Annotated in this window: 16 protein-coding genes; 8 read left to right on the forward strand and 8 right to left on the reverse strand. The window is 71.1% G+C overall.

All coding sequences use genetic code 11. The annotated features are described in order from the left end of the window. Positions 1–111: 111 nt before the first annotated feature. From ACK5F2_RS04245 to ACK5F2_RS04265, 5 genes are all read left to right on the forward strand, one after another. Positions 112–648 (forward strand): hypothetical protein, encoded by a 537-nt coding sequence (locus ACK5F2_RS04245; RefSeq protein ID WP_409863029.1) that lies wholly within the window; start codon positions 112–114, stop codon positions 646–648. Positions 649–657: 9 nt separating this feature from the next. Then, complete coding sequence (locus ACK5F2_RS04250) at positions 658–2,679, forward strand: alkaline phosphatase (protein ID WP_268168839.1); 2,022 nt, start codon at positions 658–660, stop codon at positions 2,677–2,679. A 62-nt stretch (positions 2,680–2,741) separates the two neighbouring features. Beyond that, entirely contained in the window at positions 2,742–3,542 is an 801-nt protein-coding gene (locus ACK5F2_RS04255; protein WP_268168840.1) for a class I SAM-dependent methyltransferase, read from the forward strand. Beyond that, the gene (locus ACK5F2_RS04260) at positions 3,542–4,360 is read left to right on the forward strand and encodes a DUF2520 domain-containing protein (protein ID WP_409863031.1); all 819 of its coding nucleotides are present in this window, start codon (positions 3,542–3,544) and stop codon (positions 4,358–4,360) included. Before ACK5F2_RS04255 ends, ACK5F2_RS04260 begins: the two co-directional genes overlap by 1 nt. A gap of 125 nt (positions 4,361–4,485) precedes the next feature. Further along, positions 4,486–5,040 (forward strand): protein phosphatase CheZ, encoded by a 555-nt coding sequence (locus tag ACK5F2_RS04265; RefSeq protein ID WP_409863032.1) that lies wholly within the window; start codon positions 4,486–4,488, stop codon positions 5,038–5,040. 66 nt (positions 5,041–5,106) lie between these two features. On the opposite strand, the gene ACK5F2_RS04270 is transcribed toward ACK5F2_RS04265, so the two are convergent. Further along, entirely contained in the window at positions 5,107–5,922 is an 816-nt protein-coding gene (locus ACK5F2_RS04270; protein ID WP_409863034.1) for a zinc-dependent peptidase, read from the reverse strand. Between the two features lie 95 nt (positions 5,923–6,017). On the opposite strand from ACK5F2_RS04270, the gene ACK5F2_RS04275 reads away from it, so the two are divergent. Next, complete coding sequence (locus ACK5F2_RS04275; RefSeq protein ID WP_409863035.1) at positions 6,018–7,175, forward strand: YbfB/YjiJ family MFS transporter; 1,158 nt, start codon at positions 6,018–6,020, stop codon at positions 7,173–7,175. Here the strand turns inward: ACK5F2_RS04275 and ACK5F2_RS04280 are convergent, their stop codons facing one another. After that, positions 7,176–7,412 carry a hypothetical protein gene (locus ACK5F2_RS04280; RefSeq protein WP_268168845.1) on the reverse strand — a complete coding sequence of 79 codons (237 nt, stop codon included), beginning with the start codon at positions 7,410–7,412 and terminating at the stop codon, positions 7,176–7,178. Positions 7,413–7,576: 164 nt separating this feature from the next. Between ACK5F2_RS04280 and ACK5F2_RS04285 the strand changes: the two genes are divergently transcribed. After that, on the forward strand, positions 7,577–7,744 hold the full coding sequence (locus tag ACK5F2_RS04285; protein ID WP_268168846.1) for a hypothetical protein: 168 nt from the start codon (positions 7,577–7,579) through the stop codon (positions 7,742–7,744). On the opposite strand, the gene ylqF is transcribed toward ACK5F2_RS04285, so the two are convergent. Beyond that, positions 7,745–8,683 (reverse strand): ribosome biogenesis GTPase YlqF, encoded by a 939-nt coding sequence (ylqF, locus tag ACK5F2_RS04290; protein WP_268168848.1) that lies wholly within the window; start codon positions 8,681–8,683, stop codon positions 7,745–7,747. A gap of 106 nt (positions 8,684–8,789) precedes the next feature. Here ylqF and ACK5F2_RS04295 point away from each other — a divergent pair, with 106 nt between their 5' ends. Continuing rightward, positions 8,790–9,191 carry a hypothetical protein gene (locus ACK5F2_RS04295; RefSeq protein ID WP_409863036.1) on the forward strand — a complete coding sequence of 134 codons (402 nt, stop codon included), beginning with the start codon at positions 8,790–8,792 and terminating at the stop codon, positions 9,189–9,191. 31 nt (positions 9,192–9,222) lie between these two features. On the opposite strand, the gene ACK5F2_RS04300 is transcribed toward ACK5F2_RS04295, so the two are convergent. The 5 genes from ACK5F2_RS04300 to ACK5F2_RS04320 form a co-directional block, all read right to left on the reverse strand. Beyond that, positions 9,223–9,540: an energy transducer TonB gene (locus ACK5F2_RS04300; RefSeq protein ID WP_268168850.1), complete on the reverse strand. Its 318-nt coding sequence runs from the start codon at positions 9,538–9,540 to the stop codon at positions 9,223–9,225. Between the two features lie 33 nt (positions 9,541–9,573). Beyond that, the gene (locus ACK5F2_RS04305) at positions 9,574–11,121 is read right to left on the reverse strand and encodes a methyl-accepting chemotaxis protein (protein WP_268168851.1); all 1,548 of its coding nucleotides are present in this window, start codon (positions 11,119–11,121) and stop codon (positions 9,574–9,576) included. Between the two features lie 212 nt (positions 11,122–11,333). Next, complete coding sequence (locus tag ACK5F2_RS04310) at positions 11,334–12,614, reverse strand: c-type cytochrome (protein ID WP_409863038.1); 1,281 nt, start codon at positions 12,612–12,614, stop codon at positions 11,334–11,336. Further along, complete coding sequence (locus tag ACK5F2_RS04315; RefSeq protein WP_409863039.1) at positions 12,611–13,306, reverse strand: c-type cytochrome; 696 nt, start codon at positions 13,304–13,306, stop codon at positions 12,611–12,613. The genes ACK5F2_RS04310 and ACK5F2_RS04315 overlap by 4 nt, the downstream gene beginning before the upstream one ends. A 19-nt stretch (positions 13,307–13,325) precedes the next feature. Further along, positions 13,326–14,003: a YggS family pyridoxal phosphate-dependent enzyme gene (locus ACK5F2_RS04320; RefSeq protein ID WP_409863078.1), complete on the reverse strand. Its 678-nt coding sequence runs from the start codon at positions 14,001–14,003 to the stop codon at positions 13,326–13,328. Positions 14,004–14,009: the final 6 nt, after the last annotated feature.

Below are 14,009 nucleotides of genomic sequence, written 5' to 3' on the forward strand. Positions count from 1 at the left end.
CCGCCACCACCCGCGGGCGCGGGGGGGCGTCGGCGTGGTGGCTGCTGGGCCTGCTCGGCGCGGCAGGCGGCCTGCGCCGCCGGCGCTGAGAGGCATCGTCATCGAATTGACATGCAGCCCGCCGAGCATGCCGGGTTTGACCCGGAGTTCGGCATGCGTCTGCGCACCCTGCTGCCGGCGTGGGCGGTCGTGGGCGGCCTGGCGATGCCAGCGTTTGCCCAGCCGCTGACGCTGGGCTTTCACGAGTTCTTTGCCCAGCCCATCGGCCCGCGCGGGCTGGCGCCCAGCGCGGCGTTGCAGGCTGCCGTGGGCCGCGAGGTGCGGCTGACCGGCTTCATGGTGCGCCGGGAACGGCCGCTGGCGGGACAGTTCCTGCTCACGCCGCGGCCGGTCAACATGGCCGAGCATGCCGACGGCGAGGCCGATGACCTGCCCGCCACCGCCGTCACGGTGGTGCTGGACGAGACCCAGCGCGACCGGCTGGTGGCCTTTCAGCCCGGCCCGCTGACGCTGACCGGCCGGCTCGCCTTCGGCCCGGTGGAAGACAGCACCGGCCGTATCTCCTGGGTCCGCCTGCACCTGGCCGAACGCGCGTTGGCCGCCCAGGCCTCGACGGCCGCGCCCGACCATCACCATCACCCGCATTGAGAGCCTGACATGAAGTCCTTCCTCGTTCTTGCCGCGCTGGCCGCAGGCGCCGCCACGGCCGCGCCCACCGTCACGCGCCTCACGCCGCCCAGCGAGCTGTTCACCAGCGGCCGGCCCGAGCCGGTCATTGCGCGCTTTCTGCCCGGCCAGCGCTTCGACCTGCAGGCCACGGTGAGGCCCGACGCGGGCCAGAAGATCACGGCGGCCCGCTTCCTGATCGACGGCAAGCCGGTGGCGGCTGGCGTGGCGCTGCGCGACTGCACCAGCGGCTGCACGAAGGAGCAGCCCAAGGATGCGGCCATCGTGACGGCACGCGCCCTCAGCGTGGCGGCCGCCGGCCGTCATGAGTTCAGCATCGAAGCCACACAGGCCGATGGCCAGAAGGTGATGGCCAAGGGCAACTTCGACATCGTGCCCTTCACGGCCGCGATGGGCCCGAAGGTGAAGAACATCATCATCCTGCTGGGCGACGGCATGGGCGCCTCGCAGCGCACGGCCGCACGCTTGGTGCATGGCTACGCGCAAGGCAAGGCGTTGCAGCCGCTGGCGATGGACACGTTCAGCGCGACGGCGCTGGTCAAGACGGCATCGCTGAATTCCATCGTCACCGACTCGTCGCCGGGCATGACGGCCTATGTGAGCGGCAACAAGAACAACAACAATGAGGAAGGCGTCTTCCCCGACGACACGCTCGACGCCTTTGACAACCCGCGCATCGAGTACCTCAGCGAATACCTGCACCGCACGCAAGGCAAGCAACTCGGCATCGTGACCACGGCCGATGTGTTCGATGCCACGCCCGCCGGCAACGCGGTGCACACCAGCAACCGCGGCGCTGGCACCGGCATCGTCGACCAGTTCCTCGACGATCGCGCCCACACGGGCCTGACCGTGCTGATGGGCGGCGGCCGCAAGTGGTTCCTGCCCGCCGGCACGCCCGGCTCGGCGCGCACCGACAGCAACGACTACGCGTTCTCGGCCACCGATGCGCACACGGCCGACATCGTCAAGCGCTGGGGTGCCGCGCCCGGCAGCCTGGACAAGGGCCGCGACCTGATCGCCGATTTCCAGCGCGCCGGCTTCGGCTATGCCGCCACCAAGGCTGACCTGGATCGCGCCGACCTCAGCAAACCCTTGCTGGGCCTGTTCGCGTTCTCCAACATGAACGTGGCACTGGACAAGATCAACGGCCGCCGCGGCACCGACAAGAACGGTCTGGGCGGCGGCAGCGTCGTCGACGACTTCGGCCTGCCTGACCAGCCCATGCTGGACGAGATGGCGGTCAAGGCGCTGCAGGTGCTGAAGCAGTCGCCCAAGGGCTTTGTGCTGATGATCGAGGGCGCATCCATCGACAAGCAGGCCCACGCCATGGACACCGAGCGCTGGATGCTGGACACGCTGGAGTTCGACCGCGCGGTGCGCGTGGCGCAGGACTTTGCGGCGGAGCACGGCGACACGCTGGTCATCGTGACGGCCGACCATGAATGCTCGGGGGCGGCGCTGATCGGCGGCTCCATGGTGACCGACCAGGCGCTGCAGGCGCTGGCGGCCAAGAAGGGCGTGGCCAACCTGCGCAATGCGGTGGTGGGGCGCTACGAGAGCGCTGGCTTCCCGCGCTACAAGCTCGCCGCCGATGGGTATCCCGAGACCACCGACATCGACTACCGCCTGCTGGTGGGCTACGGCGCCAACGCCGACCGCTACGAGGATTGGCGCACCAAGCGCACGCCGCAGCGCGACAGCCAGCAACCCCTGGGCAACCAGCCACCGCTGAAGTGGTACCCCGCCAACGCGCTGGAGCGCGATGACGCGGTGGGCGAGTACCTCGTCACCGGCCAGGTGCCGGGCGAGTCGGCCGTGCACACGGCCACCGACATCCCGCTGTCCGCCTACGGCCCCGGCGCGCTGGCGTTCACGGGTGTCATCGACAACACCGACGTGTTCTTCAAGCTCGCGCAAGCTGCCGTGAAAGGGGTTGTTGCGCCCGCCGACAGCAGCGGCGCCAAGCGGCCGCCCAAGCCCAAGCGCTGACCTTCGTCAGGGGCTTTCGCGCGGCCGGATACTGGCCGCCCCGATCAAGGAGACCCCTGCCCATGAAGACCTGGTTCATCGCTTCGTTCGCCATCGCCGCCCTCGGCGCCCAGGCCCAGGCGGCCGACCCGCTGAAGGCCGCCGTGGCGGCCGATCACCGCAGTGTCGGCAACGTCGCGCGCGATGTGTGGCGCCACCCGTACGAGACGCTGAGCTTCTTCGGCATCAAGCCCACCGACACGGTGGTGGAGCTGGCTCCGGGCGGCGGCGGCTGGTACACCGAGATCCTGGCGCCCTACCTGCGTGACGCCGGTCAGCTGATTGCCGCGGCCGATGACCCGGCCTCCAGCTCCCAATATGCCCAGCGCAGCGCCGCGCGCTTCAAGGCCAAGATGGACTCGCTGGGCGTCTACAGCAAGGTGCGCATCACGGCGTTTGACGTCGCCGCCGGCAAGCTGGACATCGCCCCGGCCGGCAGCGCCGACGCCGTGCTGACCTTCCGCAACGTGCACAACTGGATGCCGCAGGGCGCCGACAAGACGCAGGCGGTCTTCAACGCAGCGTTCAAGGCGCTCAAGCCGGGCGGCGTGCTGGGCGTCGTGGAGCACCGCCTGCCGGCCACGCGCACGCAGGACCCCAAGGCCGCCAGCGGCTATGTGCAGGAGGCTGTCGTCATCAAGTTCGCCGAGGCCGCCGGCTTCAAGCTGGCCGCGCGCAGCGAGATCAATGCCAACCCCAAGGACACGGCCGACCACGAGAACGGCGTGTGGACGCTGCCGCCGGTCAACAACAACAAAGACCGAGCCAAGTACGCCGCCATTGGCGAGAGCGACCGCATGACGCTGAAGTTCGTCAAGCCCTGATGGCGATGGCGCCCGTGCAGCACGCCGTCATCGGCCTGGGCCGGCTGGCGCGCGCGCTGGTGCCGGCGCTGCGCGCGGCCGGCGAGTCGGTCGTCGTCGGCCGGCGCCAGCCCGGCGACGGCGAGTTCACGCATGCGCAGGCGGCGGCGCAGGCCGACTGGGTCTGGTTGACCGTGCCGGACGACCACCTCCAGGCCATCGCAGCCAGCCTGCCGTGGCGGCCTGGCCAGCTGGGCCTGCATTGCAGCGGCGCCACGCCACTGGCCGCCCTGGCGGCTGCGCCGGCGGCGGCGGGCTTCCATCCGCTGAAGCTGCTGGCCGGCGATGCCGGGTTGGGTGGCGTGCATGTGGCCATTGAGGCCGGTGCCACCCACGCGCCCGCCTTGCAGGCGCTGGCGCGGCGGCTGGGGCTGCAGCCCCTGGCTTTGCCCCAGCCGATGACGGCTGAGGCCCGCGCGGCCTATCCCGCGGCCGCCAACCGGGCGGCCAGCGGCGTGCTGGCCGTGCTGGCCGAGGCGCAGTCGCTGTGGTCGGCGGCGGGCCTGCCGCCTGGCGATGCGCTGGCGGCGCTGCTGCCCTTGACGCGCGGCGCGCTGGACACCGCGGCGGTGCGCGGGCTGCCGGGCGCGGTGTCCGGCCCCATCGCCCGGGGGGACGTTGCCGTGCTGTCCCGCCACATCGGCGCACTGGGTGCGGCGGGGCTGCCGGCTGATTTGCTGCTGGCACTGGGCCGGCGCCAGCTGGCCTTGGCCGAGGCGGCCGGGCGGCTCGATGCGGCCCAGGCGGCTGCGCTGCGTGACTTGTTGACGCCGCGCTGAAATCGGGACCTTGTCCCGTGACAAAGGCCGCGTTCGACATTCAGGGAATCCACCTGCTTGCGGGGGGGCGGTCCTAAACTGCGCCGCGGTTCGCTGCTGTCGGCGGCCGCAGCTTGGGAGTTCACATGTCCGACGCCTCCATCCAGACCCTGATCCGCGCTGATGCGGCCCAGATCCTGCACAACGTGGTGGAGGAGCTGCCCGACGCGCGCGAGCGGCTGGCCTATGTGCGCAGCATGACCGAGCAGGCTGCCACCAAGGTGCTCAACCTCGTGGAGGCCGCGCAGGAAGACGCCGAGGCCGTGCGCAAGAAGGGCCGCGAGCTGTCCGACGCCCTGAACCGGCTGGCGCTGTCCACCAACATCAGCCAGGACCGCGCGCGCCACCTGATGCGCCTGTGCGCGGCCTACGCGGCCGATGCAGCCAGCTTCGCCGCCCGCGAGAAGTCGCTGCACACCGAGATCATGATGTCGCAGGACTTCCAGGATCTCTCCGGCCAGGTGATCAACAAGGTCAGCAAGATGCTGGAGCGCGTGGAGCCGCCGCTGAAGGACCTGATCTCGTCGATGCCCGCGCCCGTCGCAGCCGCCATGCCCGAGGAGCTGGGTGGCGTGCAGACGCCGGACAAGGCGCTCAAGCAGGACGACGTGGACGACCTGCTCGCCAGCCTGGGCTTCTGACCTTTCCCCAGACCTGCAGCCCCGCGGCCGCGCGCAGTGCCTGCGCGTGACGCGGGGTTCGCCATTTCAGCGCCAGCCCGCCGGGTCCAGCCGGTAGTAGCCGCGCAGCTCGGCGTACAGCGCCGGGTGCAAGGCCGCCAGCTCGGCCGGCCGCTCGAAGAACAGTTCGCTGATGACGGCGAAGAATTCGGCGGGGTCGGTCGCCGCATAGGCGTCGATGAGGCCGGGCTCGCCTTGGGCCAGCCGCCACCGCAGCGCGTCGAACTCGCGCTGCATCACTGTGGACCAGCGCTGATAGTCCTGCGCCGTGGCCAGCGCCGGCGCGCCGTTGGCGGGGCCGCCGGCCTGGTCCAGCTGGTGGGCGAACTCGTGGATGACGACGTTGTGCCCGTCGTCGGGCGTGGCCGCGCCGCGCTTCACCTCGTCCCAGGCCAGCAGCACCTGGCCCTGGCTCCAGCTCTCGCCGGCCAGCACACGGCGTTCGTCATGCTGCACGCCGTGCTGGGCGATGGGGCGGTCCACGACGAAGGCGCTGGGGTAGACCAGCACCTGGCGCAGCTCCGGATAGATGCCGCGTGCGGCGCCCAGCAGGGGCAGGCAGGCCAGCGCGGCGATGGTCACGCGCACCTCGTCCGTCACGCGCAGGCCGCGGCAGCCCAGGATGGGCTTCTCGGCCAGGAACACCTGCATCAGCGCCTTCAGGCGCAGCTGCTGGCGCGCCGGCAGGCGCGACACCAGCGGCACATGGCGGCGCAGCAGGCCACGCCAGTGCGCAGGGAAAGGCCGCCCGGCGATGCGCTGGCGGCGCCACCGCACCCACAGCGGCCACGCAGCGATGGCGGCCGCGAGCAGCACGAGGGCGAGGCAGGTGGCGATCAGCATGCTCCGCCAACTGGGCCCGCCGCCGCGCTTTGCAAGGGCCTGCGCCACCCGGGCTTGCCCGCGTCGCTTACGCTGCGGGCATGTCCCCAGCCACCGTGCCCACCCGTCTGCAGGCTTGGCAGGTGTTGCTGGGCGGCATCTGCGCGCTGGTGGTGACGGTGGGTCTCGCGCGCTTTGCGTTCACGCCGCTGCTGCCGCCCATGCAGGCGCAGGCTGGCCTGGGTGTCGCCGACGGCGGGCTGCTGGCGGGCATCAACTACGCGGGCTACATGAGCGGCGCGTTGCTCGCGGCTTGGATAGAAAGCCCGGTGTGGCGCCGGCGCCTGTATGTGTGGGCGCTGCCGCTGGCGCTGGGCATCACGGCGCTGATGAGCTGCAGCACCGCGTTCGGAGTCTGGGCGCTGTCGCGCTACGTGGGCGGCCTGTGCGGTGCGGCCGGCATGCTGCTGGGGTCGGGCCTGGTGCAGGGCTGGTTGATCCGCGCCGGTCGGCGGCCGGAGCTGGGCCTGTATTTCATCGGCCTGGGGCTGGGCATCGCCGTGTCGGCCGTGGGCGCGATGGGCATGGGGGCGCTGTCGCTGGGCTGGGCGGCGCAGTGGCAGGGCTTCGCGCTGGTGGGCCTGCTGTTCATGCTGCCGGCCTGGGCCTGGCGGCCGCCGGTGCCACCGCCCGCCGCCCGGGCCGAGGCCGGCGTGGTGCCCGCGCGGCGCTGGATGGCGCTGATGCTGGCCGCCTACTTCTGCGCCGGCTGGGGCTTCGTCATCAACGCGACCTTCACGGTCGCCATCGTCGAGAAGCAGCCGCTGCTCGCGGGCCAGGGGGCGTGGGCCTGGCTGTTGGTGGGCATGGCGGCGACGCCGGCGGTGTTCATCTGGGACCGCATCGCACGGCGCCTGGGCGATGTGCAGGCGCTGCTGCTGGCCTTTGCGGTGCAGATCGTGGGTGTGCTGTTGCCGGCGCTGTCGGCCAGCCTGGCGGCGGCGCTGCTGGGGGCCGTGCTGTACGGGGCCACCTTCATCGGCATCGTCAGCCTGACGCTGGCGCTGGTGGGGCGCCACTCGCCCGCCAACCCGGGCAAGGCGATGGCGCGGTTGACGCTGGCCTACGGGGCCGCGCAGATGGCTGCGCCGGCGCTGACCGGGCGCATGGTGGAGGCCAGCGGCAGCTTTGACGCCGCGTTGTGGCTCACGGCCGGCGTGCTGGCGCTGGGCATGGCGGCGCTGGCCGGCGTGCTGCGGCTGCCGCCGCGCTGATCAGGAGCCGCCGCGGATGGTCGAGGCGGCGCCCGGCTTGATGTTCTCGCCGATGGCTTCGGCCCGGCGGCGGTCTTCCTCGCGCTGGGCCGCGGAGCGGCAGCGGGTGGTGGGAAGGTTGCTGCCGATGCGCGTCTCGCGCTCGCAGGTGGTGTCGGCGGTGAGGGTGTCGCCCGTTTGGGGCGCTGCGGCACAGGCAACCAGACCGACCGCGAGCAGGGGGAGCAGCAGTTTCATGGGGCAGATGAATGGGTTGGGCGCGCAGCATAACGCGCCGATCACTGGGGCGCGCCGCCGTCAGCAGGCGTATCGGCGGTAACTCTCTGTGAGGCCGTCATCCGCCGCGGCGCAGGCGCGGTTAAGGGGCTGCGGCTGCAATCCCGCAGCCTCGGAGCCCCCCCATGAAGCGACTGTCCCTGGCCATTGCCCTGATCACGTCTGCCGCGCTGCTGTCCGGCTGCATCATCGTGCCGCACCGGCATGGGCACCACCGTGGCCACCATCACTACAGCCAGTCGTCGTCCTACGGCGCCATGCCGGCGCCTGCGTACCCGGCGCCGCGCTACTGATCAGGCGTTGCGCTTGCCGCTGCGCTTGGCCTTCTCAGCCGCCTTGTCGGCCTCACGTGCGGCGGCCTTGCGGGCATCGGCCTCGGCAGCGGCGTGGCGCCACGCCGCCATCTCGTCGGGCGTCTCCAGCGTGATGCGGCCCAGCAGCCCGCCGCGGAAGTCCATCAGCACGGCCTCGGCGGCCTTGTGCATCTGCACCGCGCCGCCACGGATCTTGGCGCCGCGCTTCACGCCGATGGCTTCCAGCACGGCGTCGTCCTCGCCCAGCTCGGCCAGGCCGTAGCGCTGCTGCAGCCGGTCGGCGTAGCGGCGCTTGAGCGTCGCGATGAGTTCCAGCGCCACCTCCTCCTCGTCGAAGGCGTTGCGCCCGATGGCGCCACTGGCGGCGAGGTTGTAGCCGCTTTGCTCGACGGCGATGCGCGGCCACAGCATGCCGGGCGTGTCGAACAGGTAGAAGCCGTTCTCCAGCACGAACTTCTGTTCGAGCTTGGTGATGCCGGGCTCGTCGCCGGTCTTGGCCGCCTTCTTGCCGACGAGGGTGTTGATGAGCGTGCTCTTGCCAACGTTGGGAATGCCGCAGATCAGCACGCGCAGCGGCTTGTGCATGTCGCCCCGCAGCGGCGCCAGTTCGCGGCAGGCCTTGATGAGGGCGCGTGCCGGTGCCTTGTCACCGGCGTCCAGTGGGATGGCGCGGGTGTGCGGCTGGGCGTTGTAGAAATCCAGCCAGGCCTCGGTTTGGGCCGGGTCGGCCAAGTCCTGCTTGTTCAGCACCTTCAGCGACGGCCGCCCGGTGGTGAGTGCGGCCAGCAGCGGGTTGCTGCTGGAGCCCGGCAGCCGTGCGTCCAGCAGCTCGATGACCACGTCCAGCCCCGCTTGCACGCGATCCTTGATCGCCTGGCGGGTGGAGTTCATGTGGCCGGGGAACCAGTGGATGGGCATGCGGAGTCGTTCAGGCGATGAAAGCCGTGATTGTCGGTGCCTTACATCCGGTTGCCACGCTCTGGCCCTGCGCCCTCAGCATCAAGGCTTCATGCAAGAGGCAGTGATGAGATTCCAAGGTCTGCTGAGCGAGTGGAACCCGGATGCCGGCTGTGGCCGCATTCGCCCGCTGGGCGGCGGCGAGGAGGTGCCGGTCGCGCTTGCCGCGTTCCCGACCGATGGCGACGGTCCGCGCCTGGACGAGCCTTTGAGCTTTGAGGTCGTGACGGGCCGCGACGGCCGCAAGCGTGCGGTGCACCTGGCCCGGCTGGCACCCCTGCATCCGGCGTTGCGCGAGGCGAAAGGGGGCGGCCAGCTGCGCGTGCGGCACGCCCAGAAAAAACGGCGCCTGGGCCTGGTGGCCGGCGCCGTGATCACGGTGTTGCTTGTGGCGGGGGCTGCGTTGCTGTGGCCCACCGGGCGGTCTGCCGAGCGACCGGCCGACGTGCCGGCCGCACTGCGGCGCTGAGCCGGCGCGCGGCCGGCTGTGCGCCGCGCGGTCAGTCCTCGTTCTTGAAGACCAGCTTGACCTCGTGCGTGGTCTTCTCGCCGGCTTCGAACTTCCACTCCATCAGCGCGGCCTTCACGGCGCGGTCGAACACGCGCTTGGGCTCGGCCTCAATGATCTCCACATCGCTGACCTTGCCGTCGGCCTCGATGATGAGCTTGGCTTTGACCGAGCCTGCGGAGATGCCCTTCTTGGCCGCTTCGGCCGGGAACTCGGGCGGTACCTTCTTGATGACCTTGGGGGCCGCCTGGGCGGCCAGGGCCAGCATCAGGCCGGCGGTGAAGATGGAGGCGGAGCGAAGAAAGGACATGGTGAGCCTTTGCAACAAGTAAGGGTGTGAGGATCAGGCCGCGCGGAAGAAGCCCACGGCCTCGATCAGGCGGGTAGAACTATCGCGCAGCGCATCGGCTGAGCGGCTGAGTTCGCCCACCAGGCTGGTGTTTTGCTGGGTGGCCTTGTCCAGTTCGTTCATCGCACCGTTGACGACGCCGACGCCGGTCGCCTGTTCCTGGGCCGAGTGCGAGATTTCCTCGATCAGCTGGCCCATGTTGTTGACCTCGTCCACCACCGAGCGGATGGTGACGCCGGCGTTGTTGACCAGCGTCGTGCCGTTCTCGACCTTGACGGTGGATTCCTGGATCAGCACCTTGATTTCCTTGGCCGCGCCGGCCGAGCGCTGGGCCAGCGCGCGGACTTCGGCGGCCACCACGGCGAAGCCGCGGCCATGTTCGCCGGCACGGGCGGCTTCCACGGCGGCGTTCAGCGCCAGGATGTTGGTCTGGAAAGCGATGCCGTCGATGACGCCGATGATGTCGCCGATCTTCTTGGAGCTGGCGCTGATCTCTTCCATGGTCTCGACGACCTTGGACACCACCGAGCCCCCGTTGCTGGCGGCCTGGCGGGCCGTCACGGCAATGCCGGCGGCGCGGCGCGTCAGATCGCTGGCGCCCTTGAGCGTGGAGGCAATCTCTTCCACCGAGGCGGCAGTGTTTTGCAGGCTGGCCGCGGAGCGGTTGGTGCGGTCGGCCAGGTTGGTATTGCTGTCAGCGATGGTGCCGGAGTTCTCGGCGACTTCGCTGGCTGCGGTCGACACGTCGCGCACAACGCTGGACAGGGCGGTCTGCATGTCCTTCATGGCTTGCAGCATCTGGCTCAGCTCGTCACGGCCTTCGACCGTGATGTCCTGCGTCAGGTCGCCGGAGGCGATGGCCTCGGCAGCGAGCTGGGCCTTGCGGGCCGGGCCGACGATGGAGCGGGAGATCAGCAGGAAGGCACCGAAGCCCAGCACGACGGCTGCCACGACCAGCGCGACCGTCACGGCCACGGAGAACTTGGCCAGTTCCACGCCCGAGGTGGCCAGCTGCTTGCCGTTCTCGAACTGCATGTCCACCAGCTTCTTCAGGCCGTCCTGCAGGGCGGTCTGCGCGGGGCGCAGATCGGTGATGAGGCTCTCGCGGGCTTCGTCGGGGCTGCCGTCGGTCTGGATCTTCTGGAACTTCTCCAGCGCAGCCAGGAACTTGACCTTGTGCTCGCTCACCTCAGCGACGACAGCCTTCTCCTGCTCGTCGGCCACGCTGGCGGCCAGACCCTTGAGTTGCTTGTCGGACTCTTCCACCGCATCGGCGATCGCCTTCTTCTGCTTCTTGATGGCGCCGGCGGTGTCCAGCAGCAGCAGGTCGCGCACGGCGCGGGCGATCACGTTGACCTGGCTTTCCAGCGCGTTGGCCGCGCCGATCTTGACGAGGCTGGAGTTGGCCGTGCGATCCAGGTCCTTGGCCAGGCGGCTGGCATTGGTTGCGCCATAGACGCCAATGCCGATCAGCAGCAGGATCAGCAGGCCGAAGCTCACGAGCAGGCGTGGGCCGATGCGCAATTGCGTCAGAAAGTTCATTCGGTTCTAGTCCTTGTCGTCTTCAGATAGCTGCGGCAACCAGCCGCTGTGGCGTCCAGATGCAATGTAGGCCCGCGCGTCCGTGTTCGGACTGCCCCAACGACGGGCCGCTGCGCAGTGTGTCGCGGCCTGTGACGATTTGAATCAGAGCCTTGATGGGTCGCGTGAAGTCGTTCACGACGGGTCGTCGCACTGCAGCGACGCGGTGTGGCTCAGCGCGCGACAGCGGCCGCGCGCAGGCGCAGCACCTCGACGTCGTCGACCTCGCCGGCCGTGTGGCCGTAGCTGTGGCGCAGGTGGCTGGCCAGTGCGGCCAGCTCGGCCGCGCTGAGCTGGCCGGCGAAGGGCGGCATGCCGTAGGGCCGGGGATGGCCCGGCGTGGCCGGGGCGAAACCGCCGCGTTCGATCAGCCGCAGCAGGTTGGCCGGGCTGGCCTGAGTGACGAGGCGGCTGCCGGCCAGGGCCGGGTAGGCGAGTGCCCCGCTGGCGTCGCGCCGGCCCTCGCCGGCGTCGCCGTGGCAGCTGGCGCAATGGGTTTCGTACAGGCGGGCGCCCAGCGCCCGACGGCGCGGGTCGGGCGTGGCGCCGGGCTCGCGCTCGACGGCCTGCATCGGCAGGGCGCGCAGGTAGGTGGCCATGGCGGCGAGGTCGGCATCGTCCAGCGCGGCCGTGCTGCCCAGCACCACCTCGGCCATTGGGCCCTGCGCAATCTGGTCATGGGCCTGGCCGTCGCGCAGCAGGCGCTCCACGGCCTCTTGCGGCCAGCGCTGCACGCCGGCCTCGGCCGGGTCCAGCAGCGAGGGCGCGTGCCAGCCCAGGCCCGTCAGCAAGCCGCCGCGGAAGTCGGCTGCGCCGCGGTCGCCGCCCAGCACGTCGCGTCCGGCATGGCAGGCGCTGCAGTGCGCGAGGCCCTGGCTCAGGTAGGCGCCGCGGTTCCAGGCCGGGCTCTGGCGCGGGTCGGCCTCGTAGACCCCCGGGCGGAAATACAGCGCCCGCCACGCGGCGATGGCGAGCTGGCTGCCGTACAGCCCGCGCAGTTCGTGCGGGCGGCGCGGCGCGTCCACGGCGGGCTGGGCCTGCAGCCAGGCGTGCAGCGCGTCGGCGTCGTCGCGCGTGATCTGGGTGGTGTTGGTGATGGGGTGGGCCGGCAGCAGCAGCCGCCCATCGCGGCTCTGACCCAGGTGCAGCGCGCGCCAGAAGTCGTCTCGCGTCCAACCGCCCAGCCCGCTGGCATGCGGCGTCAGGTTGGTGGAGAACGCCGTGCCGAAAGGGGTGGGCAATGGCCGTCCGCCGGCCAGGCGTTCGCCGCCGCGGGCGGTGTGGCAGCCGGCGCAGTTGCCCACGGCGGCCAGGTAGGCGCCGCGCGTCAGGTTCACCGGGGCCGTCGACGGGGGCGTGTCGTCGGGCAGGTGGCGCTGCCAGGCCAGCAGCGCGAAGGGCGTGGCCAGCGCCAGCAGCACAGCCGTGGCGGCGAGGGCGAGTGCGCGCCTCATGGCATGCCCGCGCAGCGCATGGGCGCCGGGGCCGGCAGCGCGGCGGCGGGGTGGGCGTCAGCCGGCACGGCGCGGCCGGCGAGGTATTGCGTGATGGCGTTGATCTCGGTGGTGGTCAGCGTCTTGGCGATGTGGGCCATGCAGTCCGGCGCCTGGGCGCGGCGCTGGCCGCTGCGCCAGGCACCGAGCTGGCCGTTCAGGTAGTCGCGCGACAGGCCCAACAGGCCCGGCACGGCGGGCTGCACGCCGGTCAGCCGCTCGCCATGGCAGCTGGTGCAGGCGGGCAGGCGCCGGGCCGGGTCGCCCTGGCGGATCAGCACCTCCGCGCGCGCCAACTCGGCGGGCGGCAGTGTGGGCGGCTGCGGCGCGGGGTAGGGCAGGTCCAGCGCGGCGAAGTGGTCGGCAAGCTCGCGCAGGTAGGCGTCGGACAGCGGGGTGATGAGCTCGCTCATGAGTCCGTAGTCGCGTCGCCCGTCGCGGAAGTTCAGCAGCTGGTTGTACAGATAGCCGGCGGGCTTGCCGGCCAGGCGCGGGTAATAGCCGTCGGGCGCAGCGCGGCCCTGCTTGCCGTGGCAGACGGTGCAGGCCAGCGCGCGCTGCGCGAGGGTGTCGGGCACCGGCCCGGCCGTCCCGGTGGCGCACAGCAGCGCCAGCAGCGTGGCGGCGAGGGCGTGCAGCAGGCGTGTGGGCATGGGCGCTGTGTGCGGATGCTCAGCGGGCGCCGAAGATGGCCGAGCCCACCCGCACCATCGTCGAGCCGGCGTGGATGGCGTCTTCCAGGTCCGCGCTCATGCCCAGGGACAGCGTGTCCAGCGCCAGGCCCTCGGCCTGCAACGCGGCGAACAGCGCCGCCATCGCCTGGTGCTGGGCCAGTGCGCCGGGGCCGGGCTCGGGCACGGCCATCAGGCCGCGCAACGCGAGCCGGGGCAGGGCGGCCACCTGGTGGGCCAGCGCGCGCGCTTCGGCAGGCAGCAGGCCGCTCTTGCTGGTCTCGCCGCTGATGTTGATTTGCAAGCAGATGTTCAGCGGCGGCAGCTGCGGCGGGCGCTGCTCGGACAGCCGCTGCGCGACCTTGAGCCGGTCCACCGAATGCACCCAGTCGAACTGCTCGGCCACCGGTCGCGTCTTGTTGGACTGCAGCGGGCCGATGAGGTGCCAGTCGAGCTGGCTGCGCAGGTCGCCAAGCGCCTCGATCTTGGCCAGGCCTTCCTGCACGTAGTTCTCGCCGAAGGCGCGGGCGCCGGCCTCGAAGGCTTCACGCACGGCGGCGGCAGGGAAGGTCTTGCTGACCACGAGCAGCCGCACGGCGTCCGGCGCGCGGCCGGCCGCGACACATGCCGCAGCGATACGAGTTTTGGTGACTTGGAGGGAATCTGAGATCGCCATAATCCGCCG

Source organism: Roseateles sp., from assembly GCF_046300915.1.
Lineage (GTDB): Bacteria > Pseudomonadota > Gammaproteobacteria > Burkholderiales > Burkholderiaceae_C > Kinneretia.

Excerpts from the sequence above, each read along its gene's own strand:
- ACK5F2_RS04315 (WP_409863039.1), bottom strand. The coding sequence starts at position 13,306 with ATGCCCACACGCCTGCTGCACGCCCTCGCCGCCACGCTGCTGGCGCTG.
- ACK5F2_RS04280 (WP_268168845.1), bottom strand. The coding sequence starts at position 7,412 with ATGAAACTGCTGCTCCCCCTGCTCGCGGTCGGTCTGGTTGCCTGTGCC.
- ACK5F2_RS04250 (WP_268168839.1), top strand. The coding sequence starts at position 658 with ATGAAGTCCTTCCTCGTTCTTGCCGCGCTGGCCGCAGGCGCCGCCACG.
- ACK5F2_RS04270 (WP_409863034.1), bottom strand. The coding sequence starts at position 5,922 with ATGCTGATCGCCACCTGCCTCGCCCTCGTGCTGCTCGCGGCCGCCATC.
- ACK5F2_RS04245 (WP_409863029.1), top strand. The coding sequence starts at position 112 with ATGCAGCCCGCCGAGCATGCCGGGTTTGACCCGGAGTTCGGCATGCGT.
- ACK5F2_RS04285 (WP_268168846.1), top strand. The coding sequence starts at position 7,577 with ATGAAGCGACTGTCCCTGGCCATTGCCCTGATCACGTCTGCCGCGCTG.
- ACK5F2_RS04300 (WP_268168850.1), bottom strand. The coding sequence starts at position 9,540 with ATGTCCTTTCTTCGCTCCGCCTCCATCTTCACCGCCGGCCTGATGCTG.
- ACK5F2_RS04260 (WP_409863031.1), top strand. The coding sequence starts at position 3,542 with ATGGCGATGGCGCCCGTGCAGCACGCCGTCATCGGCCTGGGCCGGCTG.
- ACK5F2_RS04305 (WP_268168851.1), bottom strand. The coding sequence starts at position 11,121 with ATGAACTTTCTGACGCAATTGCGCATCGGCCCACGCCTGCTCGTGAGC.
- ACK5F2_RS04310 (WP_409863038.1), bottom strand. The coding sequence starts at position 12,614 with ATGAGGCGCGCACTCGCCCTCGCCGCCACGGCTGTGCTGCTGGCGCTG.
- ACK5F2_RS04295 (WP_409863036.1), top strand. The coding sequence starts at position 8,790 with ATGAGATTCCAAGGTCTGCTGAGCGAGTGGAACCCGGATGCCGGCTGT.
- ACK5F2_RS04255 (WP_268168840.1), top strand. The coding sequence starts at position 2,742 with ATGAAGACCTGGTTCATCGCTTCGTTCGCCATCGCCGCCCTCGGCGCC.
- ACK5F2_RS04265 (WP_409863032.1), top strand. The coding sequence starts at position 4,486 with ATGTCCGACGCCTCCATCCAGACCCTGATCCGCGCTGATGCGGCCCAG.
- ylqF (WP_268168848.1), bottom strand. The coding sequence starts at position 8,683 with ATGCCCATCCACTGGTTCCCCGGCCACATGAACTCCACCCGCCAGGCG.